This window comes from Caldithrix sp. (assembly GCF_056497305.1).
The window spans coordinates 1-21,008 of record NZ_JBSMDE010000088.1 but is presented as its reverse complement, the minus strand read 5'-3'; the positions used below and the strand labels follow the sequence as shown (position 1 = coordinate 21,008).

At 44.7% G+C, this 21,008-nt stretch carries 18 protein-coding genes; 12 read left to right on the top strand and 6 right to left on the bottom strand.

The annotated features are described in order from the left end of the window. Positions 1-51: 51 nt before the first annotated feature. Positions 52-2,067 carry a S9 family peptidase gene (locus tag ACWB0I_RS07840; RefSeq protein WP_479387501.1) on the bottom strand — a complete coding sequence of 672 codons (2,016 nt, stop codon included), beginning with the start codon at positions 2,065-2,067 and terminating at the stop codon, positions 52-54. A gap of 49 nt (positions 2,068-2,116) precedes the next feature. Then, complete coding sequence (locus ACWB0I_RS07835) at positions 2,117-2,857, bottom strand: bifunctional UDP-sugar hydrolase/5'-nucleotidase (RefSeq protein WP_479387500.1); 741 nt, start codon at positions 2,855-2,857, stop codon at positions 2,117-2,119. A 730-nt stretch (positions 2,858-3,587) separates the two neighbouring features. Between ACWB0I_RS07835 and ACWB0I_RS07830 the strand changes: the two genes are divergently transcribed. From ACWB0I_RS07830 to ACWB0I_RS07780, 11 genes are all read left to right on the top strand, one after another. Beyond that, on the top strand, positions 3,588-3,728 hold the full coding sequence (locus ACWB0I_RS07830) for a hypothetical protein (protein WP_479387499.1): 141 nt from the start codon (positions 3,588-3,590) through the stop codon (positions 3,726-3,728). A gap of 155 nt (positions 3,729-3,883) precedes the next feature. Beyond that, positions 3,884-4,297, top strand: a complete 414-nt coding sequence (gene cdd, locus ACWB0I_RS07825; protein WP_479387498.1) for a cytidine deaminase — start codon at positions 3,884-3,886, stop codon at positions 4,295-4,297. Then, positions 4,294-4,938, top strand: a complete 645-nt coding sequence (gene udk, locus ACWB0I_RS07820) for a uridine kinase (RefSeq protein WP_479387497.1) — start codon at positions 4,294-4,296, stop codon at positions 4,936-4,938. The genes cdd and udk overlap by 4 nt, the downstream gene beginning before the upstream one ends. A 7-nt stretch (positions 4,939-4,945) precedes the next feature. Beyond that, a complete protein-coding gene (locus ACWB0I_RS07815) occupies positions 4,946-5,527 on the top strand; it encodes a thymidine kinase (protein WP_479387496.1) in 582 nt (193 codons plus the stop codon). Further along, complete coding sequence (locus ACWB0I_RS07810) at positions 5,528-6,856, top strand: NupC/NupG family nucleoside CNT transporter (RefSeq protein WP_479387495.1); 1,329 nt, start codon at positions 5,528-5,530, stop codon at positions 6,854-6,856. 9 nt (positions 6,857-6,865) lie between these two features. Continuing rightward, on the top strand, positions 6,866-8,602 hold the full coding sequence (gene sppA / locus ACWB0I_RS07805) for a signal peptide peptidase SppA (protein ID WP_479387494.1): 1,737 nt from the start codon (positions 6,866-6,868) through the stop codon (positions 8,600-8,602). 9 nt (positions 8,603-8,611) lie between these two features. After that, positions 8,612-9,436, top strand: a complete 825-nt coding sequence (locus tag ACWB0I_RS07800) for a purine-nucleoside phosphorylase (RefSeq protein WP_479387493.1) — start codon at positions 8,612-8,614, stop codon at positions 9,434-9,436. Positions 9,437-9,535: 99 nt separating this feature from the next. After that, positions 9,536-10,666 carry a hypothetical protein gene (locus ACWB0I_RS07795; protein WP_479387492.1) on the top strand — a complete coding sequence of 377 codons (1,131 nt, stop codon included), beginning with the start codon at positions 9,536-9,538 and terminating at the stop codon, positions 10,664-10,666. A gap of 12 nt (positions 10,667-10,678) precedes the next feature. After that, positions 10,679-11,374 (top strand): FecR family protein, encoded by a 696-nt coding sequence (locus ACWB0I_RS07790; RefSeq protein WP_479387491.1) that lies wholly within the window; start codon positions 10,679-10,681, stop codon positions 11,372-11,374. A gap of 9 nt (positions 11,375-11,383) precedes the next feature. Continuing rightward, positions 11,384-13,720 (top strand): hypothetical protein, encoded by a 2,337-nt coding sequence (locus ACWB0I_RS07785; protein WP_479387490.1) that lies wholly within the window; start codon positions 11,384-11,386, stop codon positions 13,718-13,720. A 9-nt stretch (positions 13,721-13,729) separates the two neighbouring features. Beyond that, entirely contained in the window at positions 13,730-15,895 is a 2,166-nt protein-coding gene (locus tag ACWB0I_RS07780) for a CHASE2 domain-containing protein (RefSeq protein WP_479387489.1), read from the top strand. 8 nt (positions 15,896-15,903) lie between these two features. On the opposite strand, the gene ACWB0I_RS07775 is transcribed toward ACWB0I_RS07780, so the two are convergent. Both ACWB0I_RS07775 and ACWB0I_RS07770 read right to left on the bottom strand, forming a co-directional pair. Beyond that, the gene (locus tag ACWB0I_RS07775; RefSeq protein ID WP_479387488.1) at positions 15,904-16,251 is read right to left on the bottom strand and encodes a phage holin family protein; all 348 of its coding nucleotides are present in this window, start codon (positions 16,249-16,251) and stop codon (positions 15,904-15,906) included. Between the two features lie 592 nt (positions 16,252-16,843). After that, positions 16,844-18,469, bottom strand: a complete 1,626-nt coding sequence (locus tag ACWB0I_RS07770) for an N-acyl-D-amino-acid deacylase family protein (RefSeq protein WP_479387487.1) — start codon at positions 18,467-18,469, stop codon at positions 16,844-16,846. Between the two features lie 391 nt (positions 18,470-18,860). Here ACWB0I_RS07770 and ACWB0I_RS07765 point away from each other — a divergent pair, with 391 nt between their 5' ends. Then, positions 18,861-19,322 carry a YaiI/YqxD family protein gene (locus ACWB0I_RS07765; protein ID WP_479387486.1) on the top strand — a complete coding sequence of 154 codons (462 nt, stop codon included), beginning with the start codon at positions 18,861-18,863 and terminating at the stop codon, positions 19,320-19,322. A gap of 103 nt (positions 19,323-19,425) precedes the next feature. Here ACWB0I_RS07765 and nth read toward each other — a convergent pair whose 3' ends face one another. Together nth and ACWB0I_RS07755 are read right to left on the bottom strand one after the other, a co-directional pair. Beyond that, the gene (nth, locus tag ACWB0I_RS07760) at positions 19,426-20,085 is read right to left on the bottom strand and encodes an endonuclease III (protein ID WP_479387485.1); all 660 of its coding nucleotides are present in this window, start codon (positions 20,083-20,085) and stop codon (positions 19,426-19,428) included. Continuing rightward, complete coding sequence (locus ACWB0I_RS07755) at positions 20,075-20,575, bottom strand: nucleoside-triphosphatase (protein ID WP_479387484.1); 501 nt, start codon at positions 20,573-20,575, stop codon at positions 20,075-20,077. The genes nth and ACWB0I_RS07755 overlap by 11 nt, the downstream gene beginning before the upstream one ends. Positions 20,576-21,008 lie beyond the last annotated feature (433 nt).

Genomic DNA, 21,008 nt, shown 5'->3' with positions numbered 1-21,008 from the left:
GTGTTACTTTTCCGGCCCATTCGGATCAACAACCTGTATGGTCCTTTGCCACTACATTAAGAATTTTTTAAACCAGTCGTGAACCGTTTTCCACCATAGCCGTGCATTCTGTGGTTTGGTCACAAAATGATCTTCATCAGGGAAAAAGAGCAAGCGGGATTCCACGCCCTGGCGTTGTAAAGCCGTGAAAATTTGCAGGCCCTGGGTGTACGGCACCCGATAATCATGTTCCCCATGAACGATGAGCATGGGCGTATGAAATTGACGTACACGTTCCGGAGCAGCCGGATTCCATTTCTGGTACAACGAACCCTCATCCCAGGGAGAGCCTTTAAACTCCCACTCCGGAAACCAGAGTTCTTCGGTAGCGCCGTACATACTCACCTGTTCAAACACACCATCGTGAGAAACGAGACATTTAAAGGGATGTTCGTCTCCGGCAATCCAGTTAATCATAAAGCCGCCATAGGAAGCGCCGGCTGCGCCTACACGCTGCCGATCAATAAAGGGAAAATGTTCAAAAACCCATTGTGTGCCGATCAAAATATCCTGATATGGCGCGCCTCCCCAGTCTCCGGAAACCGCATTGGTAAATTCCTGTCCATAGCCGCTGCTGCCGTGAAAGTTGATGGCAAACACCACATATCCGGGGGCAGCAAACATCTGATAGTTCCAGCGAAAATGAAATTCACGCTCCCAGGCGCCCTGCGGCCCGCCGTGAATCAATTCGATGGCCGGATATGTTTTCCCTTCTTCAAAAAAGGGCGGTCGTAATAGGTACCCGTGAACACTATCTCCTTTGGCCCCAATAAAAACGAACTCTTCAAGTTTGGGCAACTCCAGATCTTTTAGAATGGCCTGGTTTACAAAAGTTAACTGCTGAATGTTCTTTTTCTTTAAATCGAAGGTAAAAAGCTCGTACGGCATGCGTTCGTTCTGTTCCCGAAAAATCAGCCTATTTTTACCGACCAGTTGAACATCGGCCACCGTGTGCCCTTTTAAAACCGCACGAATTCTGGATTTTTTAATATCTACCCTGTAGATGCTGTAGGTACCTTGCTCAGCACAGGTAAAGAAAAGCTCTGAGTTATTGCGCCAGAAAAGGGCATTGACCGAGTAAGGAAAGTTTTTTGTTAATTCGCGTGTTGTCTTCTTCTTCCGATCAAAAAGCATGATGCGCCGCCGGTCGGCCTCAAAACCGGGATGGGCCATGGAAAGGTACGCCAGATAGCGCCCGTTAGGGGAATAGGTTGGATTATTGTCGTTCCCTTTGTTTTCGGTGAGCCGTTCTGTTTTACCGCTTGCAAGATCGTAGATAAACAGATCGTTGTTGGTGCTGGCAGCCACTATGGGATCCGTATTGCGGACAAAACAAATCTCCTGACCGTCGGGCGAAAAAACGTAATCGTGCTGTCCTCCGAGATCCAGTGGCGGTGTATCATAATCGCCGGGTGTTACATCTTTCAACACCTTACCATCGATCGTAGCTAAAAAAACATGGGAGCGCTTCCCATCCAGCCAGCGGTTCCAGTGGCGGTAAAACAGGTGGTCAATAAGGCGCGCTTTAACTTTACTGCTTTTTACCGAATCGATCTTGTGCTTTAAACATTCCACGGTCTGGCATTCCGGATAGACCTCCGTGCTAAAAAGCATTTTTTGCCCATCGGGACTTAATACCGCATTGGCTGCGCCGGCCACAAAATCAGTCACCTGCTGTGCTTCGCCACCCTGCAAGCTGATCTTCCAAATTTGTCCCGAGCGGTTGAAAAAGAGCGTTTGTCCATCAGGCGCCCAGACGGGATGCGAGCTGGAAGCCGCTGACCTGGTGAGCTGACGCATCTCCCGCTTTGCCAGGTCATACAAAAAGATGTCCGTCTTGAATGTATTTTCTTCTATGTTCGGTGTCGTTAAACAAAAAGCCACTTTTTGCCCATCCGGACTAATGGTAACTGAATGCATGCGTTTTAAGGCAAAAAAGTCTTCAAATGTAATGGGACGTTTTTTGCCGGCAAAAGTGAATGAGTAAACAAACAGTAAAGAAAGCAGAATAGGTAATGTTTTACGCATCGTTCCCTCCAGATTTTTTGTTTTTACACAGGGCCATGGACCTCGGCCTTCATCTTTTTGATGGCCCCTTTTTGTAGAACTCTATGAGTTCCATCATTTTTGGATGATTGGCAATATGGTCATCCAGCAAAATCATCTCATTTTTCAGCGCACTGAGTTTTCTTTTCTCAAAATGTAAGAGAATTTTACCCATACGGAAGGCATTGCCATCGGTTTGCACAAGATAGGTCTGGCCCACCCGAACAGGTTGCCTTAAAAGTTGTTGGGAATGGGCATTAATAACCAGATCCACAGCAGGCAATTGCTTAATCATCTCCTGCGTACGCTGCAAATCACCATGCGCTAATAAAATGACAAAATCACAGGAATCTTTAAGGATATTAAGCACAGGTTTCACGCTTTTTACCGGATTTTTAAAGGCAAATTTCCCCTTCGATTTAACCCACAACAATCCGGCCAGGCTGGAATCAAACATGGCCGTAACACCTATTTTTATGGAATCAAAACTAAACATTTTGTACGGGTTTCCAATGGTCAATTCCAGGTATTGGATATTGGTATTGACAATGTTGCCCAGGGCAAATAGTCGAGTAATCAAAAACTCTGGTCCTTCAACAAAATCAGTTTCCCCCAGCGCAATCCCATCATAGTGCATCAGCTGATATGCCTTCACAATATGTTCGTGTCGCCACCGTTGTGGCCTTTTCTTAAAAAGATCGCCGGCATCCAGGGTTAAAACATGTTGATAGAGTCGGCGTACACTGTCGATTACGGTCGCGCGCTTCTCCAAAGCGCCATAGGGCTTAGAGTGTCATATACAGTTTTCCAGGTTGCCATTAGTATTGTTGGAATACAGGACCACCACATCCGTGCCCAGAGCCCAGGAAAACAACATAGTCAACAACAAAAAAACAAATATCGATCTTTTCATTCCTTTTTCCTGCCTGTTTCGTGCACATGTTTCCCGGTTTGCTGAAACAACCATTGGTTATAAGGATAATGTCTCCCTAAACCAGGCCCATCTTTAGATTTTACTATGACCAGAAAAGAAAATACAAAAATCTGCTGTACAAATACAAACAATCTTAAAATCTGATTTAATAAACAGCTAGTTATCAAAAAATTGGTAAAAGCAACAAATCTGTGTTTGGCACCTTAACTGGTTTAAGAATATCCTCTTCAAAACATCAATCCCGTTTAGCGGGATGTGAAAATTTTTTTGTTGAATGTCCTAACCCTCAGCCTCCCTTTTCTTCTTTTAATAAAGGGAAGGGGGAGTAAATTGTGCAGCCTTGCTGAGTTTTACCCTAATGTGTTAAGATATTTTGCAATTGTTGCGCACTTTGTCAATGCTTTGCCCTTCCTTCGGCCCGATCAACCTGTCCGGCTGGGCAGCTGGACAGACGGGCCTGTCAGGCTGGTGCTGCCAGACGGGCCCGTCCCCGAGGTTCGGGATTTCCGCTGCGCTCCAACCGGCCGCTCCTGCCAGACGGGCCTGTCCTTGAAAATCGGGAAGAAGAATGGCAGAAAGTCTCGAGCTGAAGCTCAAGTTACGTTGCGCCTGGGAATTGACTGACAGTTTAAGTGATTCTCAGAATGACATGCCGGCACAGGCCTTAACCGCCTGGGCACAACTTGCGGTTTCACAAAATAATTCGTAATTCGTAATTTTTAATTAAAATTACTTTTTTGCGTCCTTTATGACTGCTCGGCGCTCTCTGTGGTTGCTTTAATTCCAGCAGAAATGTTTTTGGTTACGGCTGTGCTGCCTTGGATATTTGTTTTTATTTTATCAAGTTTCTTTTTAAATTAGTTTATGATGAAAAGAGAACAGTACGAAAAAAAACAGTTAGTCGAAGCTGCGCGACAGGCCCGTAAATTTGCGCACGCCCGCTACTCTAATTTTCAGGTAGGCGCCGCACTGCTTACTAAGGATGGGCGCATTATTACCGGCTCTAATGTAGAAAGCAGCTCCTATGGTTTAACCATTTGCGCTGAACGCGTGGCCTTGACTAAAGCCCTTTCAGAAGGAATTGAACATTTTACGGCTATTGCCATTGCCGCCCGTGACGGCGCCTTCACTCCGCCTTGCGGGGCCTGCCGGCAGTTATTGTTCGATTATGCGCCAGATATCGATGTCATTTTAACCAATGGCCAGGAAATTAAAACTTTTAAACTTAAAGAGCTACTACCACACGCTTTTGATGATTCAAATCTTGGAGAAAAATGAAGAAAGGTATTCTGATCGGTATTGCCGGGGCTTCTGGTTCCGGCAAAACACTGGTTGCCAACACCATCATTGAACGGTTGGGCTCTGACAAGGTGGTTCTGATTCAGGAAGACTCCTACTACAAAGACCTGTCCGACATTCCGCTGGACGAACGCGCAGGACTCAACTTTGACCACCCGGATGCTTTTGATCACGATTTGCTCGCCGAACACCTCAAATTACTATTACAGGGAAAAACCGTAGCGCATCCCATTTATGATTACAAAACACACAGCCGTTTAAAAGAAACGCGCACCGTAGGTCCGCACACCATCATCATCCTGGAAGGCATTTTGGTTTTAAATGAACCTAAACTACGCGAGCTGATGGACATTCGTGTATTTATTGATACGGCGCTGGACATCTGTTTCATTCGCCGTTTAAAACGCGACATTGAAGAACGGGGAAGGAGCGTAGAATCGGTAATTACCCAATACCAGAACACAGTGCGTCCAATGTACTTTCAGTTCATTGAACCTTCTAAGCGCTACGCCGACATCATCATCCCCAGAGGCGGAAAAAACCTGGTAGCCATTGATATTTTGACCACTAAAATTCGTTCGATGTTATTGCAACAAGAAAAAATAAATTTGGAGGCCTGATTCGACTATGATGCATGTGGTTCATCGACACACGGGATGGATTGAAGTGATTTGCGGAAGCATGTTTAGCGGAAAAACCGAAGAATTAATCCGCCGCTTGCGCCGGGCGATGATTGCCCGCCAGAAAGTGGCTATCTTTAAACCTAAAATCGACACGCGCTACAGCACCACCGAAATCGTCTCCCATGATCAGCAAAAGATAAAATCCATTGTAGTTGAAAAACCGCAGGAAATTCTGGAAAAAGCGCTGGAGGCGCAGGTCGTGGGCATTGATGAAGCCCAGTTCTTTGATGATTCCTTAGTGGACATTTGTCAAAAGCTGGCCAACATGGGCAAGCGCGTCATCGTGGCCGGACTCGATCAGGATTACCGTGGTAAACCTTTTGAACCCATTCCGCAATTGTTGGCTGTGGCCGAATACATTACCAAAACACACGCCATCTGTGTGGTGTGTGGAAATCCCGCCAACCATACGTTTCGAAAAACTAAACAAAAGGATAAGGTTGTAGTAGGCGCTTCGGATATTTACGAAGCCCGTTGTCGTAATTGCTTTTACCCGCCTGAAGAAGAGGAAGAAAAGGAGAAATAAATGTTGTCGCATATTCTGGACATTCTGTTTGGCATTTTAGGCCTGTCTGTTTTGATCGGCATTGCCTTTCTTTTTTCCGGTGATCGTAAACATGTTCACTGGAAGCAGGTTGTTTTTGGTATTTTATTGCAGATTTTATTTGCCATGTTTGTGTTGCTTACGCCCTGGGGCGCTACCGTTTTCAACTGGATCGGACAGTTTTTTGTTAAGATCATCTCCTTTACCAACGAAGGTTCCCGTTTTGTCTTTGGGGTCCTGGCTGACCAGGCGACCCTTGAGCAGGCCTTCCCACCTGAACTCAAATTAAAAGGCGTTGGGGTCGTTTTCGCCTTTCAGGTGTTGCCCACCATCATATTCTTTTCCTCATTGATGTCCGTGCTTTACCATCTGGGCATCATGCAAAAGATTGTACAGGGCATGGCCTGGGTTATGGCTAAAACGCTACAGGTCAGCGGCGCCGAATCCATTTCGGTAGCAGCTAATGTGTTTATTGGCCAAACAGAAGCGCCGCTGGTAGTTCGCCCTTATGTGGATCCCATGACCAAATCCGAATTGTTAACCTTAATGATCGGCGGTATGGCAACCATTGCCGGCGGGGTGCTGGCCGCTTATGTCGGCCTTTTGGGAGGAAGCGATCCGGCACAACAGCTATTTTACGCCAAACACCTGCTGTCGGCCAGCATTATGGCCGCGCCGGCTACCATTGTTATCTCCAAGATTTTGCTGCCCGAACGCGAAGAATCTCTAACCATGGGCGAGGTAAAGGTGCCCATTGAACGTACTTCGGTTAACGTCATTGAAGCCGCCGCCACCGGGGCAGCCGATGGTTTAAAATTGGCGCTTAACGTGGCCGGCATGTTACTGGCCTTTATTGCCTTAATCGCCATGGTCAACTGGATTTTAGAAGGCGTTTTTACCAACATGTTGGGCATTACTGTTCAGGGCGGTCAGCCCGTTTCTCTTGAGCTGGTTTTAGGCTATGTGCTCAGCCCTATCGCCTGGATTATAGGCGTGCCCTGGCACGACGCCATCAACGTGGGATCTTTAATCGGCGAAAAAGTGGTATTAAATGAGTTTATTGCCTATCTGCATCTTTCCAAACTCATCCCACAACACATTTTAAGTGAAAAAGCCATCATCATTTCCACCTACGCTTTGTGTGGATTTGCCAACTTTTCATCCATTGCCATTCAGATCGGAGGTATTGGAGGAATTGCGCCACGCCGGCGCAGCGATCTGGCTAAATTCGGTCTCAAAGCCGTTTTAGGCGGTACCCTGGCTACATTCATGACCGCCACCATTGCGGGTGTTTTGATCTCTTTACAATGAGGATAAAACATGAAGATTTTTTTTCAGGTATTTTTAGCCCTTTTGCTTAGCCTGATTTTGATTGTTTCGGGCGCTTTTCTCATTTTCAGCCTGGCCATCGACACTTCTCCCGATATTCCGGCGCACGCGTTTCTGGAATTCGCCTTAAGCGGGCCCATGCCCGACTACCTAGCCCCGGACCCGCTGGAGGAAGCTCTGGGCAAAAGCCCTCTGGACCTCAAGAAATTTCGCGAAAATTTAGAAAAAGCGGCAGTTGACAAAAGAATTGAAGCCGTTATTATTCGGCCCGAACTCTTTGACGGCGGATTTGCTCAATTGCAAGAAATGTATTCCATGCTGCAAACCTTTCGGGCCCGGAGCTCAAAAAAAGTTTACGCTTACCTGGGCGCTGACTTTTCGTTTACCAGAGATTATTACCTGGCCTGTGCCTGCGATTCCATCATCATGCCTCCGGATGCCAGCCTGTTTTTGACCGGTGTGCGCAGCGAGGTCACCTTTTACAAAGACTTTTTCCAAAAAATTGGCGTACAGGCTCAGTTTTTACGGATTGCAGAATACAAAAACGCCCCGGACGTGTACACGCGAAATGCCATGTCCCCGTTCCACCGCCAGGTTCTGCAAGAAGTTATCGACCAATATTACGATGACATTGTAAACACCATTCAGCAAAGCAGAAAAATTTCGCGTTCAACAGTTGAACATCTGATTAACACGGTAAGCGGCTTTTCGGCAAAAGAGGCTAAAACGGTGGGCCTGGTCGATCGTCTTGCCTATTACACAGAACTAACTTCACAGTTGAAGCAAAAGCAGCGACACATCCGGAGCCTGTCGGCCACCACCTACGCCCAGGTGCCTATCAGTTCTTTAAAAATTCGCAATAAAAGCCGCATCGCGGTCATCAATTGCATCGGAACCATTTACGGCGGCTCGGAAAGCGAAATGCCCTTTTTAGGCAAAATGTTAGGCGCCAAAACCATCATTAAAGACCTCCAGCGGGCCGCACGCACTAAATCCATTAAGGCTATTATTTTAAGGATTGACAGTCCGGGAGGAGCATCCCTCCCCTCGGCAGCCATCTGGCAGGCCATTCGGGAAGCCAAAAAGAAAAAACCGGTCATTGCCACCATTTCCGACCTGGGCGCTTCCGGTGGCTATTACATTGCCATGGCTGCAGATTCAATCGTAGCTAACCCAAACAGCCTGGTAGGTTCGATCGGTATTTTTGCCGGTAAGTTTAATTTTAATGGCACTTACCAAAAACTGGGCCTGAATGTAGAAGCAGTGCAAAAGGGTCAAAATGCAGACCTGTTTTCGGTTTTAAGTCCCTGGAGCAAAGAAGAACAAAGCATCATCCAAAAAATCATTGCCCGTTTTTACCACGATTTTGTACAAAAGGTGGCCGATGCCCGCCACATGTCCTTTGAACAGGCCGAACAATTGGCCCGTGGTCGTGTCTGGACCGGAGCCCAGGCGTTTGAAAATGGCCTGGTCGATACCCTTGGAACCTTTTACACAGCCATTGATCTAACCAAAAAAATTCTGAACATCCCTCAGGAGGAATCCGTACGTTTGATCTATTATCCTAAACAAAAATCCATATTTAATGAAATTTTCAGTAATGTGGCGGCGCTTGTTTCGCAAAATAAAAATCGCTTCCTGGTTTCGTTCAGACAGATTGAAAAGATGTTAACGGAATGGCAAAATAAGCCACTGGCCTTAATGCCTTTTCGGATTGAATTTAAATAAACACGGGAGTTGGTCTTGAAAGAAAAAGTAACAGAAGCTGTTGAATATATTAAACAATTCACCGACATGCAGCCCCAGCTGGCCATTATTTTAGGTAGCGGCCTGGGGCCTTTTGCCGATACTCTGGATGAACGGGTGGTAATTCCTACGGCCTCCATTCCGCATTATCCCAGATCCACCGTGGAGGGACACGCAGGGGCGCTGGTCTTTGGCAAACATGCCGGTGTACGCGTCCTGGCTGTAAAAGGCCGAACCCATTTTTACGAAGGCTACTCCATTCAAGATGTTTCATTTGTCGTGCGCATCATGCAAATGCTCGGTGTACCGTTGTTAATTGTCACCAACGCCGCCGGCTCTGCCAATCCGCGCTTGCAACCCGGAGATTTGATGCTGATTACAGACCACATTAACTTCCTGTTCCAGAATCCTTTGCGGGGGCCACTGGAATTTGGTCAGCCCCGCTTTCCGGACATGTCCGATGTGTACACCAGGCAGTATTATGATGTAATTGATCAGATAGCGTTAGAGCGGGGCATTGCTCTGAAACACGGCGTACTTTGGGTTACCACCGGGCCTTCCTACGAAACCGCGGCTGAAGTGCGCATGATTCGCCAGTTCGGAGGCGATGCAGTCAGCATGTCAACCGTGCCCGAGGTAATCACCGCCGTACAGGCCGGCATGAAAGTTATCGGCATCTCCTGTATTACCAATTTCGCCACCGGAATCACCGATCAAAAACTTTCACACAACGAAGTAACGGAAACAGCCAATCGCGTAAAAGAAAAATTTACCAGTCTGGTTAGCGGAATTATTGAATCAATTCACTTGTTTTAAATCAATAAGTAGGGCGTTTTTCCGATTTTTGCTTGACACAGGACTTTAATTTATTATTTTCAAATTAAATAAAGAAGATACTGTATCTGAGGAGGGAATGTGATCAAACATTTAGTCAGCCTGTTTTCAGGCCTCGTTTTCCTGGCATTCCCTGCAGTTGCCCAGAACATCAGCAATGACTTTACCCTTGAACTGACCATCTTAAATGCTGAAAAAATTCAAACACTTTACCTTTCCGATATAGATTTCCAAAATTTTGGCACTGCAGAAGAACTGTTTCAGTTAACCATTACCAAGAACAGAGATCAGGAATATCCCCGCTGTTATTTTGAAATTCGTCTGTTTAAAGATAATCAACTTCTGGTGGAAGCCATCTCTAAACCTTTTGACATTCCCGCTGATTTTCAAAGCGATGTTATCTCCAATCTTACACTTTCCAGCGGCTCTTACCGTTTTGGTCAGGACAAAAACACCGAAGTCCATTTCGACCAGACCGACCTGAGTCCCGAAGTGGAATCACTCAAACAGGACATTCTGGCTTCCGGCAAAGTGCCGGTGGGGGTCTATCTGTTGAGTATTGAGTTAAAACAACTCGATCAAAGTTTACCTTTAGCCAAAGAAGAAAAAATATTACTAAAGGCCACCAATCCGAGTTATTTAAACCCTGTGGCACCCGGAGCTCCGGTAGGCTCTTCACAGGTTCCGACCATTTTCAGCACCTACCCTCTTTTCCAGTGGACCGGAAACGGCTCTGAATATCAGGTCATGGTTTTCGAAAAAAAAGACATGATGGCTTCTTCTGACGATATCATTAACAGCCAGCCCAACTGGACTTCAGAGCGTACGTCTCAACTTAGTATTCAATACCCCCAATCCGGAGATGCCATTCCTCTGGAATACAATAAAACCTATTACTGGCTGGTGCGCATGTTTATCGCCACCTCGTCCGGCGAAGAGTTCCTGGACAGCGAAATCTGGCAATTCAAATTAGTAAATCCAGAACAAGGTTCCAATTTACAGGATCAGCTGGCTCAGGATGAACTATGGCGGTTTCTGGAGCAAATGCTGGGTCCCTCGATTAGCGAAGTTAAGGAAAATTTGAAAGGCTCCACCTTAAAACGTATTCATTACAATGGGGAAGAGATCTCCATTAGCCAATTCTTTAATATTCTGAACGGCTATCGGGGGAAATCCTTTGAACTCCTGGAATTTCAGGCCCCTGAACCTTAACCCGGAGTGATTATGAAAAAGTACATCTTTTTAATATTAGCCCTTTCGATTGCCTTGACCATAACCTCCCGGCCCCTGCAGGCAGCCAGGGAACCGATCGCCATTGTAATCAAAGCAAAAGGTAAAGTTTTTTTAGTACCGGAAAACAGTAAAAAAGGGAAGCTGGCGCGCCGTGGAACAAAAATCTACAACAACCAGAAGATTTTAACTAAAAATAAAAGCTACGCTATTGTAAAATTTATTGATAACGGCGGGGTGGTGCGCATTCAGGCCAATTCCTTTTGCCGTTTTGAAGGTAAAAAGAAGAAAAAGTCGTTGAGTAAAAATATCTTTCTGGAATTGGGTTCTATTTTTAATCGTGTTTTCAAAAACAAAGGCGATTACCGCGTCAGCACGCCTACCTCTGTCGCTTCGGTTAAAGGAACGAAATTTTGGGTTCAACAGCAATACAAGGGAGCCACCTATTACTTTGGCGAGGAAGGCGTGGTCGAAATCTCCAACGGGCGAGGGGTAGCCCTGTTAAAAGCGGGCATGACCGGTATTGTAAAATCGCCAAACAGCAAGCCCATTGTGCGCAAAACCAAAAAAGGCGAAAAACCCATGATGGAAGAGAAAGAAGAAAATCCTGATGAATTCCGCTTAGAATTTGAGGACGCCGAGGGCAATATTAAACAGTTAAAATTTAAACTCCGTAAAAAAAATAAATAGCGGGGCATTATGAAAGCCAGAAAATTTTTTCTTTTAATCTTTTTTTCAATGATCTCTTTGCTCTGGGCCGGTAGTTTTTACCATCAGCCCCCATCAACGGTTCTAAAAGGAGAAAAGCTGCGTCTGGAACTTCAGCCTTTTGGGTTAGAGTCATCTGCCTTTCCTCCAACTGTGTACTACCGAATGCTTGGTCAATTTAATTTTCGACCTCTGCCCATGAAAAGCGATGGCTTTAACTACTTTGCTGAAATACCCACCGATCAGCTACCGCCTGGCAAAGTGCAGTACTATTTTGCACTGCAGGAAAGCAATGGTCGCTTAACAACCTTTCCCGATGGCGCGCCATACACCCAGTATTACGAAACAGAAATTTTACCAGCCCGCCAGCAACAATCTATTACAAAGATCGAGGTCAATCTGATTTCTCCTGAAGAGAACGAAGTTCTAGACCCGGATGAAGTCTTCCTCTCTTTTTCCATTCCGCTGGACATCGAAAACCCGCAGGACTGGACCTATCGCATTACCATCGATGGCATCGATCAGTCAGCCCGGCTGCAGCAGGAAGGCCATGTCATCTCCTTTGTGCCCGGCTCAGTGCGCAGCGGCCAGCATCTGGTCAGCTTTAAAGTGTACAACCCGGATGGCATTCTGGTCGGACAAAAACAATTTCAGTTCCGAATCAGCGATATTCCCTCAAACAACAAGGCCTTTAGCTACAAAGGATCTCTGTTTTTAGACAATCGTGTTCAAACCATTGCCCAGAACAACTTGAATTACACCCGCGGCGGCCTGCGCCTCAATTTGGGCTACCAGAAATTTCAATTAGACACGCGATTGATGATAAATTCCAACGAAAGCCCCGATCGACAACCATTGAACATCTACTCCGCCCGTTTAAAATATCAGTTTTCCTACAGATATTTTCTGTATTTGTGGGGCGGTGATGTGTTCCCTGATTACGATCCGCTGGTTTTACAGGGGCGCCGCATCCGTGGCCTGAGCGTAGGTCTGTTTAGCAAATACTTCAACCTGGACTACACCCAGGGCCAATCTATGCGCGCCATCGAGGGCAGCGCTGACCCTGATGATCCTCAAAAGGTTTTATTTCCCGGGACCTTTAAACAAGATTTTCGCAGCATTCGCCCTCAGTTTAACTTTGGTAGTCATGTCAGCTGGGCCTTAAACCTGGTCAATGGCAAGGATGTGCCGAACTCCATTCAATACGGTGGGAACCCTAAACAATACCTGGTACTGGGTAGTTCGTTAGATCTAAACTTCCACAATCGCCGTATTCAGGTCCACGGCAGCGTCCAGGCCAGCATTAAAAATGTGGATGCCGAAGGCGAAATCGATTTTGATACTCTGGCCACAACACTTGAATTGAGTGAATCCGATAAAAAGCTGGCCCGACGTGTAGTGGATTTATTTACCAAGCCCGGATTCTTAACACTCACGCCCGGGTTGGCCCCTTTGCCACGCCTGGCCATTAATGTGGATGCCCGTTTGAACTATTTTAATAACAACCTGCTGTTGTCTTACAAAAACATCGACGCCGATTATTTCACGCCTGGGAATCCATTCCTGCAAAAGGACCTTTCGGGCATTTTTGTTAATGATTACCTGCGCTTTTTTGACAATCGCATTTTCATGAATATCTTTTACAATATTTATCAGACCAATATATCTCAGGATTCGGCTAAAACGTCGAGCACAGATATTGGCGCTTCGATCTCCTTAATGCCTTTGAGCAATCTGCCTTCTGTGTCGTTAACCTATATTAACTACAGCCGTAAAAATGACATTGCTCCGGATGATTCGCTTCTCTTGCCTGAAGATAATGCCACTCAATCCATCGGGCTTTCCGGTTCCTATCAATTCAATGCCGGAGTCATTAAAAACACAATTTCTGCCAGTGTAAATCGTTTTCTGCGTGATGATGTTTACAAAATCTCCCAGTCCCAGTACAATCTTTTTACAGTAGGCTTAAAAAACCAACTTCCACACAATCTGGTTACGCGCTTTTCCTATTCCAAGAGCGCCAGCGAATTTGGCGCCCTGGATGTAAAAACGACCAATGACATTACACGCTATGCCGTGGGGTTAGAGATGACCATTAATAATTTCATCGCTCACAGCCAGCTAAAACCCTTTGTCAGTGGAAATTTTCAGAACATTAACAATTCTGCCCTTTCTACCGCTTACAAAAGGCAAAATTACAGCGCTGGGTTTTATTTAAGAACAAAAAAATTGGGGAATCTACATCTGCGTTATGATTACATCAACTATGGCCATTTTCGTAATTACAAAGATTCCATCTTCTCCACAAGGTATGAACTCTATTTTTGATTTTGAATCATGAAAATTCTAAAACCGGAACCCAAAAAAAGAGTCATCTTTTCCCTGTTTTTCATTTCGATTCTGCTCGCCTATTTCTTGAGCCTTTCCAGCATATTTCAGACCCTTGAGCTAAAATTTCTGGATTTGCGCTTTCAGCTAAGAGGAGCTCTCCCTGTTTCCGGTTCGCCCATTGTAATTATTGCTATCGACGATCAATCTGATCTTTCTACCCCGTACCGCTGGCCGTGGCCGCGTTCTTACTTTGCCCATGTCATCGAAAACCTGGAAAAAGCTGGGGTTGCCGTAATCGGCCTGGACGTCATTTTTGATCAACCAGATTGGTACAATCCACAGAATGACGATTCTCTGGCCCATGTTCTAAAAAGATATGACAACGTTGTTTTAGCCGGCAAAATAAGACAACGACAGGGGAAAATTTCCACCGTTGAAATTCTGCCCCCTTACGAAAAATTCATCAAAGCCAACCCGGATCATTGGGGCATTGTCTCATTACAGGCCGATGTAGATGGTTTTTATCGCCGGTATCCTTTAATCGCGCAAACACAGGATACCTCTCTACTCTCGTTTGCCGTCAAAATGGCTCAGCTCTTTCTTAAAGATCAAACAGGCTCCTATGTTGATGTCATTAATCAGAAAGCGTTGGTTCAGCTTAATGGCATTCATATTCCCAAGTTCGATCACAACAACATGTTAATCAATTTTTACGGCCCGGCTTTTCATTTTCCATACTTTTCATTTGACAACATACTGGATGATTCTGAGGTGGACCTGGTTGAAGAATACGATATCGATGCCTTTGACGATCCGGGCGATTCCACCCTCGGCATCCCCCCCGGCCTGCTCTATTCTGGGGACCTTAAGAATAAAATCATTTTAATTGGCTCAACCATGCCGGAGCTGCACGATAATTTTCCCACGCCATTTTTGCAACAAACTTCTGACAAGGGCGAGAAAACGCGCATTGAAATGCCAGGAGTTGAAATCCATGCCAACGCTTTGCAATCTATTCTGGATCAAAACTTTATCAGCAAGGCCAATCCCTGGCTGATTTTTATTTTAAATGTCTTCTTTGCGCTTTTTATTTTAATCATTGTGCGCAAATATGCTACGTTTTTAAATCTGATCTTTTTTGTTTTACTGTCTTCTTTGTACCTGACCGCTGCGCTACTTTTTTTTGCGAAAGGCCATCACGTGTTACCGGTCGTGACACCGGTACTGGTCATTTTATTCAGCTTTATCAGCCAGGTCACTTACCAATACATTCTTGCCCAGCAAGAAAAGCGCATGCTAAAAGGCGTTTTTTCTCATTACGTTCCGGAAAAATTAATTCAGGAAATTATTGCCCATCCGGAAAAACTGGCCTTAGGAGGCGAAGAACGGGAAGTTACGGTTTTGTTCTCTGATATTGCCGGTTTTACAACCCTTTCCGAGCAACTCCCTCCGGGCGAGCTGGTTAACCAGTTAAATGAATATCTGACAGCCATGACTAATTGCATCCTTAAACACAATGGCATTATTGATAAATTTGAAGGCGATGCCGTTATGGCGGAATTTGGTGTGCCCGTACACTTCGAAGGCCATCAAAAAGCGGCCTGCCTGGCAGCTCTGGAAATGCAACAGGAGCTAAAGAAATTGTGCAAACGCTGGCAGGAACAAAATAAACCTTTATTTAAGACAAGAATCGGCATCAACACCGGCGAAGTCATCGTGGGAAACATGGGCTCAGAAACCGTGTTTGATTACACGGTGATTGGCGACCATGTGAACCTGGGCGCGCGGTTAGAAGGGGCCAATAAAGCCTATAATACCAAGATTATGGTCAGTAATTTTACCTACGAAGCGGTTAAAGACGACTTTATTTTTCGTCCATTAGACTTAATCCGCGTCAAGGGCAAAACCAAACCTGTTCAGGTGTACGAACTGATCGGTCCCATAGAAACCACCTATTCCGACCAGTTCATGGAAATGCTCGATTTGTTTAATCAGGGATTGATCGCCTACCGTTTGCAGCAATGGGACCTGGCCAGAGAATTTTTTGAGCAATGTTTGCGCCTGGTGCCAGCCGATGGCCCCAGTGAGTTGTACATTAAACGCTGTCACTTTTTTTCCTTAAATCCTCCAGGACCTGACTGGGATGGGGTCTGGGAATTTAAGGTAAAATGAACAGGCCATTAATCTTCCCTTAGAATAGATTGCAAAATTACGCTTACAATACTGATGACAATGGCTCCCAGGATGGCCACCCCAAAACCGGAAATATGAAAACTGTCCACAAAAAAATCGGTTAACTCCAGAATTATGCCATTAATGATCAGCGTAAACAGACCCAGGGTAAGTAGATTGATGGGTAGGGTAAAAATTATTAAAACGGGTTTAATGAAGGTGTTCAATATGCCAAAAACAATGGCCGCGCCCACCAGAGCTCCGGTGCTCTCAAACCAAATTCCATCAAATAGAAGATCGGTGAACCACAGGGCCGCGGCATTAATAAACAAGCGAATTAACATATTACGCAGCATGTTCCTGCCCTCCTTTAATAGTCAATTTTAGCCTTCTGCAAATTTTAAATATAAGGGGCATCCTACTCCAACGTAAGATGAGAAATTTTTGGAATAAAAAACATCTCTCATCACCAATACTTGGATCTGTTTTTCTTATTTGCAAAAGTCTGGTCAATATTTTAGATAATTTAAGAATAAAGCGCAAAAAAAAGGGTCGGTGCAGTTCTTACACCAACCCTTTGGGAGGAGGAGCTATGCGTTTCACTCACAATATTCGTCTGACTCAATTGAACCTTTAATACACTGTTCAATTTTTAATAGGTTTTTTGTACGATCAACTTTTACAAAAGTTCAAATTTTATTTTTTAAAATTATTGAATTCAGAAGCTTCCCCTTTACACTTTTAAAAGGAGAATGCACACACGAATTCTCAGCACCGTTTAATGCAGCAAAAAGGCAATTTTTTATTTCGACTTTTTCGCAGCTATTCGCAGACATAATCTACAATGCATTACGCCCTAAAGCAGACAGTAGTACATTCTTGCACGCTAATGGGACAAATCTTTTAACGGACGTATTTTTAAGGGGGCAACTGTAAATCGCTCTGTCATCATTTTTTAAACAGGGCACGTCCTGGTTTATTGTCTAATATATCTCCATTTTTGACGACTACCTTTCCATTGACCAACACCCATTCAATCCCTTCCGGAAATTGATGGGGCTGCAGATAGGTCGCTTTATCTTGTATGGTTTCAGGATCAAAAATAACCACATCGGCGGCCTTGCCGATTTTTATCTCCCCTCGGTCTGCCAGGCCTAAAACCCTGGCAGGTAAGCCACTCATCTTGTGGATTGCCTGTTCCAATGTTAACACGCCTTCCTGGCGGACATACTTTCCTAAAATGCGTGGAAAAGTGCCATAGGCCCTGGGATGCGGATGTCTCTGAGCCATTAGGCCTTGCGGACGATAGGCGTCCTCATCGGTACAGAACGAAACCCACGGCAACTTCATCTTTTTAACAATATTTTTTTCAGACATTAGAAAATAGATTCCACCGCCTCCGCCATTTTCAGAAATTAATAAATCAAACACCGCTTCCAATTCGTCTTTATTTATCTGTTTGGCCAATGCCTCAATGGTTAACCCCTGAAAACGTTTGTTCCGGGGAGACAAATAACTGATAAGAATGTTGGCACCTCCGCCGGCTAACATGTAAAAATTCTCCCAGGCCCCGGAATTTTCCAGAATATCTGCTTTAATTTTTTGCCGAATCTCACGGTCTTTAAGGCGGGCCACCATGGCAGAATCACCGCCTTCTTTGGCCCATGGGGGAATCATAGCCCGTAAACCGGTGGCTCCGGCCCGGTAGGGATAGATGTCAGCCGTAATGCGCAATCCTTCTGCCTGAGCCTGACGAATCAGGGCAATAGCGCTATCCAGCTTTGACCAGTTTTCTTTTCCGGCTGCTTTAAAATGATACAATTCACCGGCAATATGGGCCTTGCGGCAAATTTCAATAAATTCCCTGACTGCCGGAATCAGCTGTGCCCCTTCACTGCGAATATGGCTGGCATAAACTCCACCATATTCAGCGGCGACCTTAGCTAACTCGATGAGTTCCTCGGTAGAGGCGTAAAAGGCAGGCGCGTAAACCAGGCTGCTGGCCAGACCCAGTGCTCCATTTTCCATTTCATGGCGCAGCAGCTCTTTCATTTTTTGCATTTCCTCTCTGCTGGGCGGACGATCTTCAAAACCAATCACGTAAAGGCGCAAAGTGGTGGCTCCCACGTAAGAGGCAATGTTAATGGCGCTGCCCCTTTCTTCAACGCGTTTCAAGTAGTCGTGCAGGGTGTTCCACCCGTAATCAATATGATATTCCTGCCACCAGTGTTTGAGCGCTCGTTTCACATTTTGATTAATGGGGCCCATCGACCAGCCTTCACCAAAGATGGCTGTGGTAATACCCTGCCTAACCACACTGGGAACAGACCCATCATAAAGAATGGGACCGCAAGCCCAGGAAAGCATGTCAATAAACCCCGGACTGACCACCTTCCCTGAAGCATCGATTTCAACCGGAGCGGTATCTGCAATTTTGCTGGCAATTTTTACAATTTTGCCCTTTCGAATAGCTATCTCCGCATTGTAAGCTGGCGCACTGCTGCCATCTACAATGGTCGCATGATGAATGATTACATCATAATGTTGGGTATTGCAGGCCAACAAGGTTGCCATTATTATCATCAATAAAAAAGATTTGCGCATCGATCTGCCCTCAAAATAAAACTACTTATTTATTGTAAGGAAATTTTCTGTCATTTCCAAGTTCATTCCTCCCTGCGCTTTCAAAAAAGAATGTAACTTTTTGCTCAAAAATGATTCCAATCTTAAAGTTTAGCCACTCGCAAACGAAAATGTAACCATGGTCACAATTCGTGAGGCCTGTGATGAGAATCAATGAAATGGATTAAAAGATTAACGATTTTGCAGACAGATTATTAAATAGAAGGAATTTAAGATGAAACTAAAAATTAAAGCCAAGTATAAAATTAAAATCCGCTAAGAACATTAAATTTGCACATTCCATTACGTTTATTGGTGTAGCTTTGATTACCGCCTTTTAAAAATGAGCAAGAAACCACAAATCTGGGTTGACGCCGATGCCTGCCCTCGTCCCATCAAGGACATCATTGTCCGGGCTGCACAACGCGTTCACATCAAAACGTTGTTTGTTGCCAATCAACCTTTACGACTCCCCAAATCGCCTTTTTTGGAGTTCATTCAGGTTGCCGGAGGCTTAGATGTGGCCGATGCCTACATCGTGCAAAACATGACCGCCGAAGACCTGGTGGTTACCGCAGATATTCCTTTGGCAGCCCGGATTATTGAGAAGCAAGGACTGGCCCTTAATCCCAGAGGACAACTTTACACGTCTGAAAACATAGGATACTTTCTCTCCTTGCGAAATTTCATGGATAATTTGAGGAGCAGCGGTTTAAACACTTCCGGGCCTTCCAGACTGTCGCACAAAGACCGCGAAAATTTTGCCAACCAACTGGATCAGATTTTAAATACGGATTTGAAATAGCGACGTCTGTTTTGTTTTTAGCAGAGGGCAGGGGCCAGCGCCATGCCAGGATCTTGCACTCTACCAGGTATCCAAAAATGGTGAGGTCTTGTTTTTTGCAATGCTATGATTTTTCGATCTTTTGTTTGGAATAATACAAACATAAGTGGCGAATGGGGCAGGAATCACATAGGGGTTTTCGCGCTTTGCAAATTTCCCGGCCGTGCCAGATTAACCAGTGGTGGGCCTGCGACCACTTTTTCCGCGGGATATTCTCCATCAATTGTTTTTCGGTATTCCATACATCCCTGGCCTGCGCCAGGCCAATCCTATTGCTAACACGAAACACATGTGTGTCAACGGCAATAGCAGGAACATCTTTAGCAATGCTTAACACTACATTGGCCGTTTTTCGGCCCACGCCCGGCAAGGCCATCAATTCTTCTCTGGTTGCTGGAATGTCTCCATTGTATTGTTCGTCCAGAATGTGACTGACCTGCAAAATGTTTCTGGCTTTGGCCTTGTACAATCCGACCGTTTTAATATATTCCTGTAGTTCTTGCTCGCTCATCTGACGCATGGAGTGGGCATCAGGGTAGTCTTTGAACAATTGTTCTGTAACGATATTTACCCGTTTGTCGGTACTCTGGGCTGCCAGCATGGTAGAGATCAACAACTGAAAAGGTGTTTTAAATTTAAGAGCTGTTTGCGCCCCGTTGTACCGTTTTTCTAAAATGCTCAATATTTCTGCGATTTGTTTGCGTGTCAGTTTTTTAAAGGTCATACAATTCCCTGATCAAATTAGAAAACATATCCTGCTCATTCAATTCGTTCGACTTTAGAATTTTAACCGGAATGTGTTCCAATAGATAATCTAATTTTTTCATATCTCGCTGATGAGCCAAAGCAATTACGGGTATGCGCGAATGGAAAACGGTAATAATTTGCTGCCGTAATCTCGGACTGAAGGGTTCCAGTACCCCTAATTTGTCCAATAAAAAAATATCAACCATTTCAAACACACTAAGCTCAAAAATAAACCTTTCAATCTGACTTTGTAAATTTTCTTTTACTTTTTCTTCTCTTTCTTTCAAATTAAGTAAGAAATTTACTGACTTTTGTGACAGCAGCTGAACCTGCAATTGTTGCTCTTTTTCTAGCTCATTAGTTAAAAATCCTTTAATATTTAATAAAGGTGATAGATTTTGACAGAATTCTTTCAAAATCTGTACATTTTTTTTGTCTTCTGTTTCTAATAACAAAATTTTATTCATAAAACCAATTTGATTAATAATTAATCAATTTCAATAAATATAAGCAACCGTGAATAAAATACAAAATTCATTTTTTAACCATTGTTAACATTTCAATTCTCAAAATCGTTGCTGTATTTTATTTACTTATGCTTAGAATACTTACATTAAAAATCTAGCATTTTAGCGTTCGAAAATTTTTAAGCTGCCTAATTACAGGGCAATCCCAAACGATTTAGTAGATGATCATTTAGAAATCAAATTTTACAAAGCAAAGATTAAAACTCCCCCTTCCTTTTTTTAAAGGGAAGGAGGTCGGGGGGATGGGTTTTAGAATAAAAACCCACCTTAAATGCTTAGCCCTTACAAAGTCGCGGACTGAAGCACGAGTTACGTTGCGTTTGCGAATTGGAGGGATTCTTCGCCCCCGATAAATCGGGGACTCAGAATGACA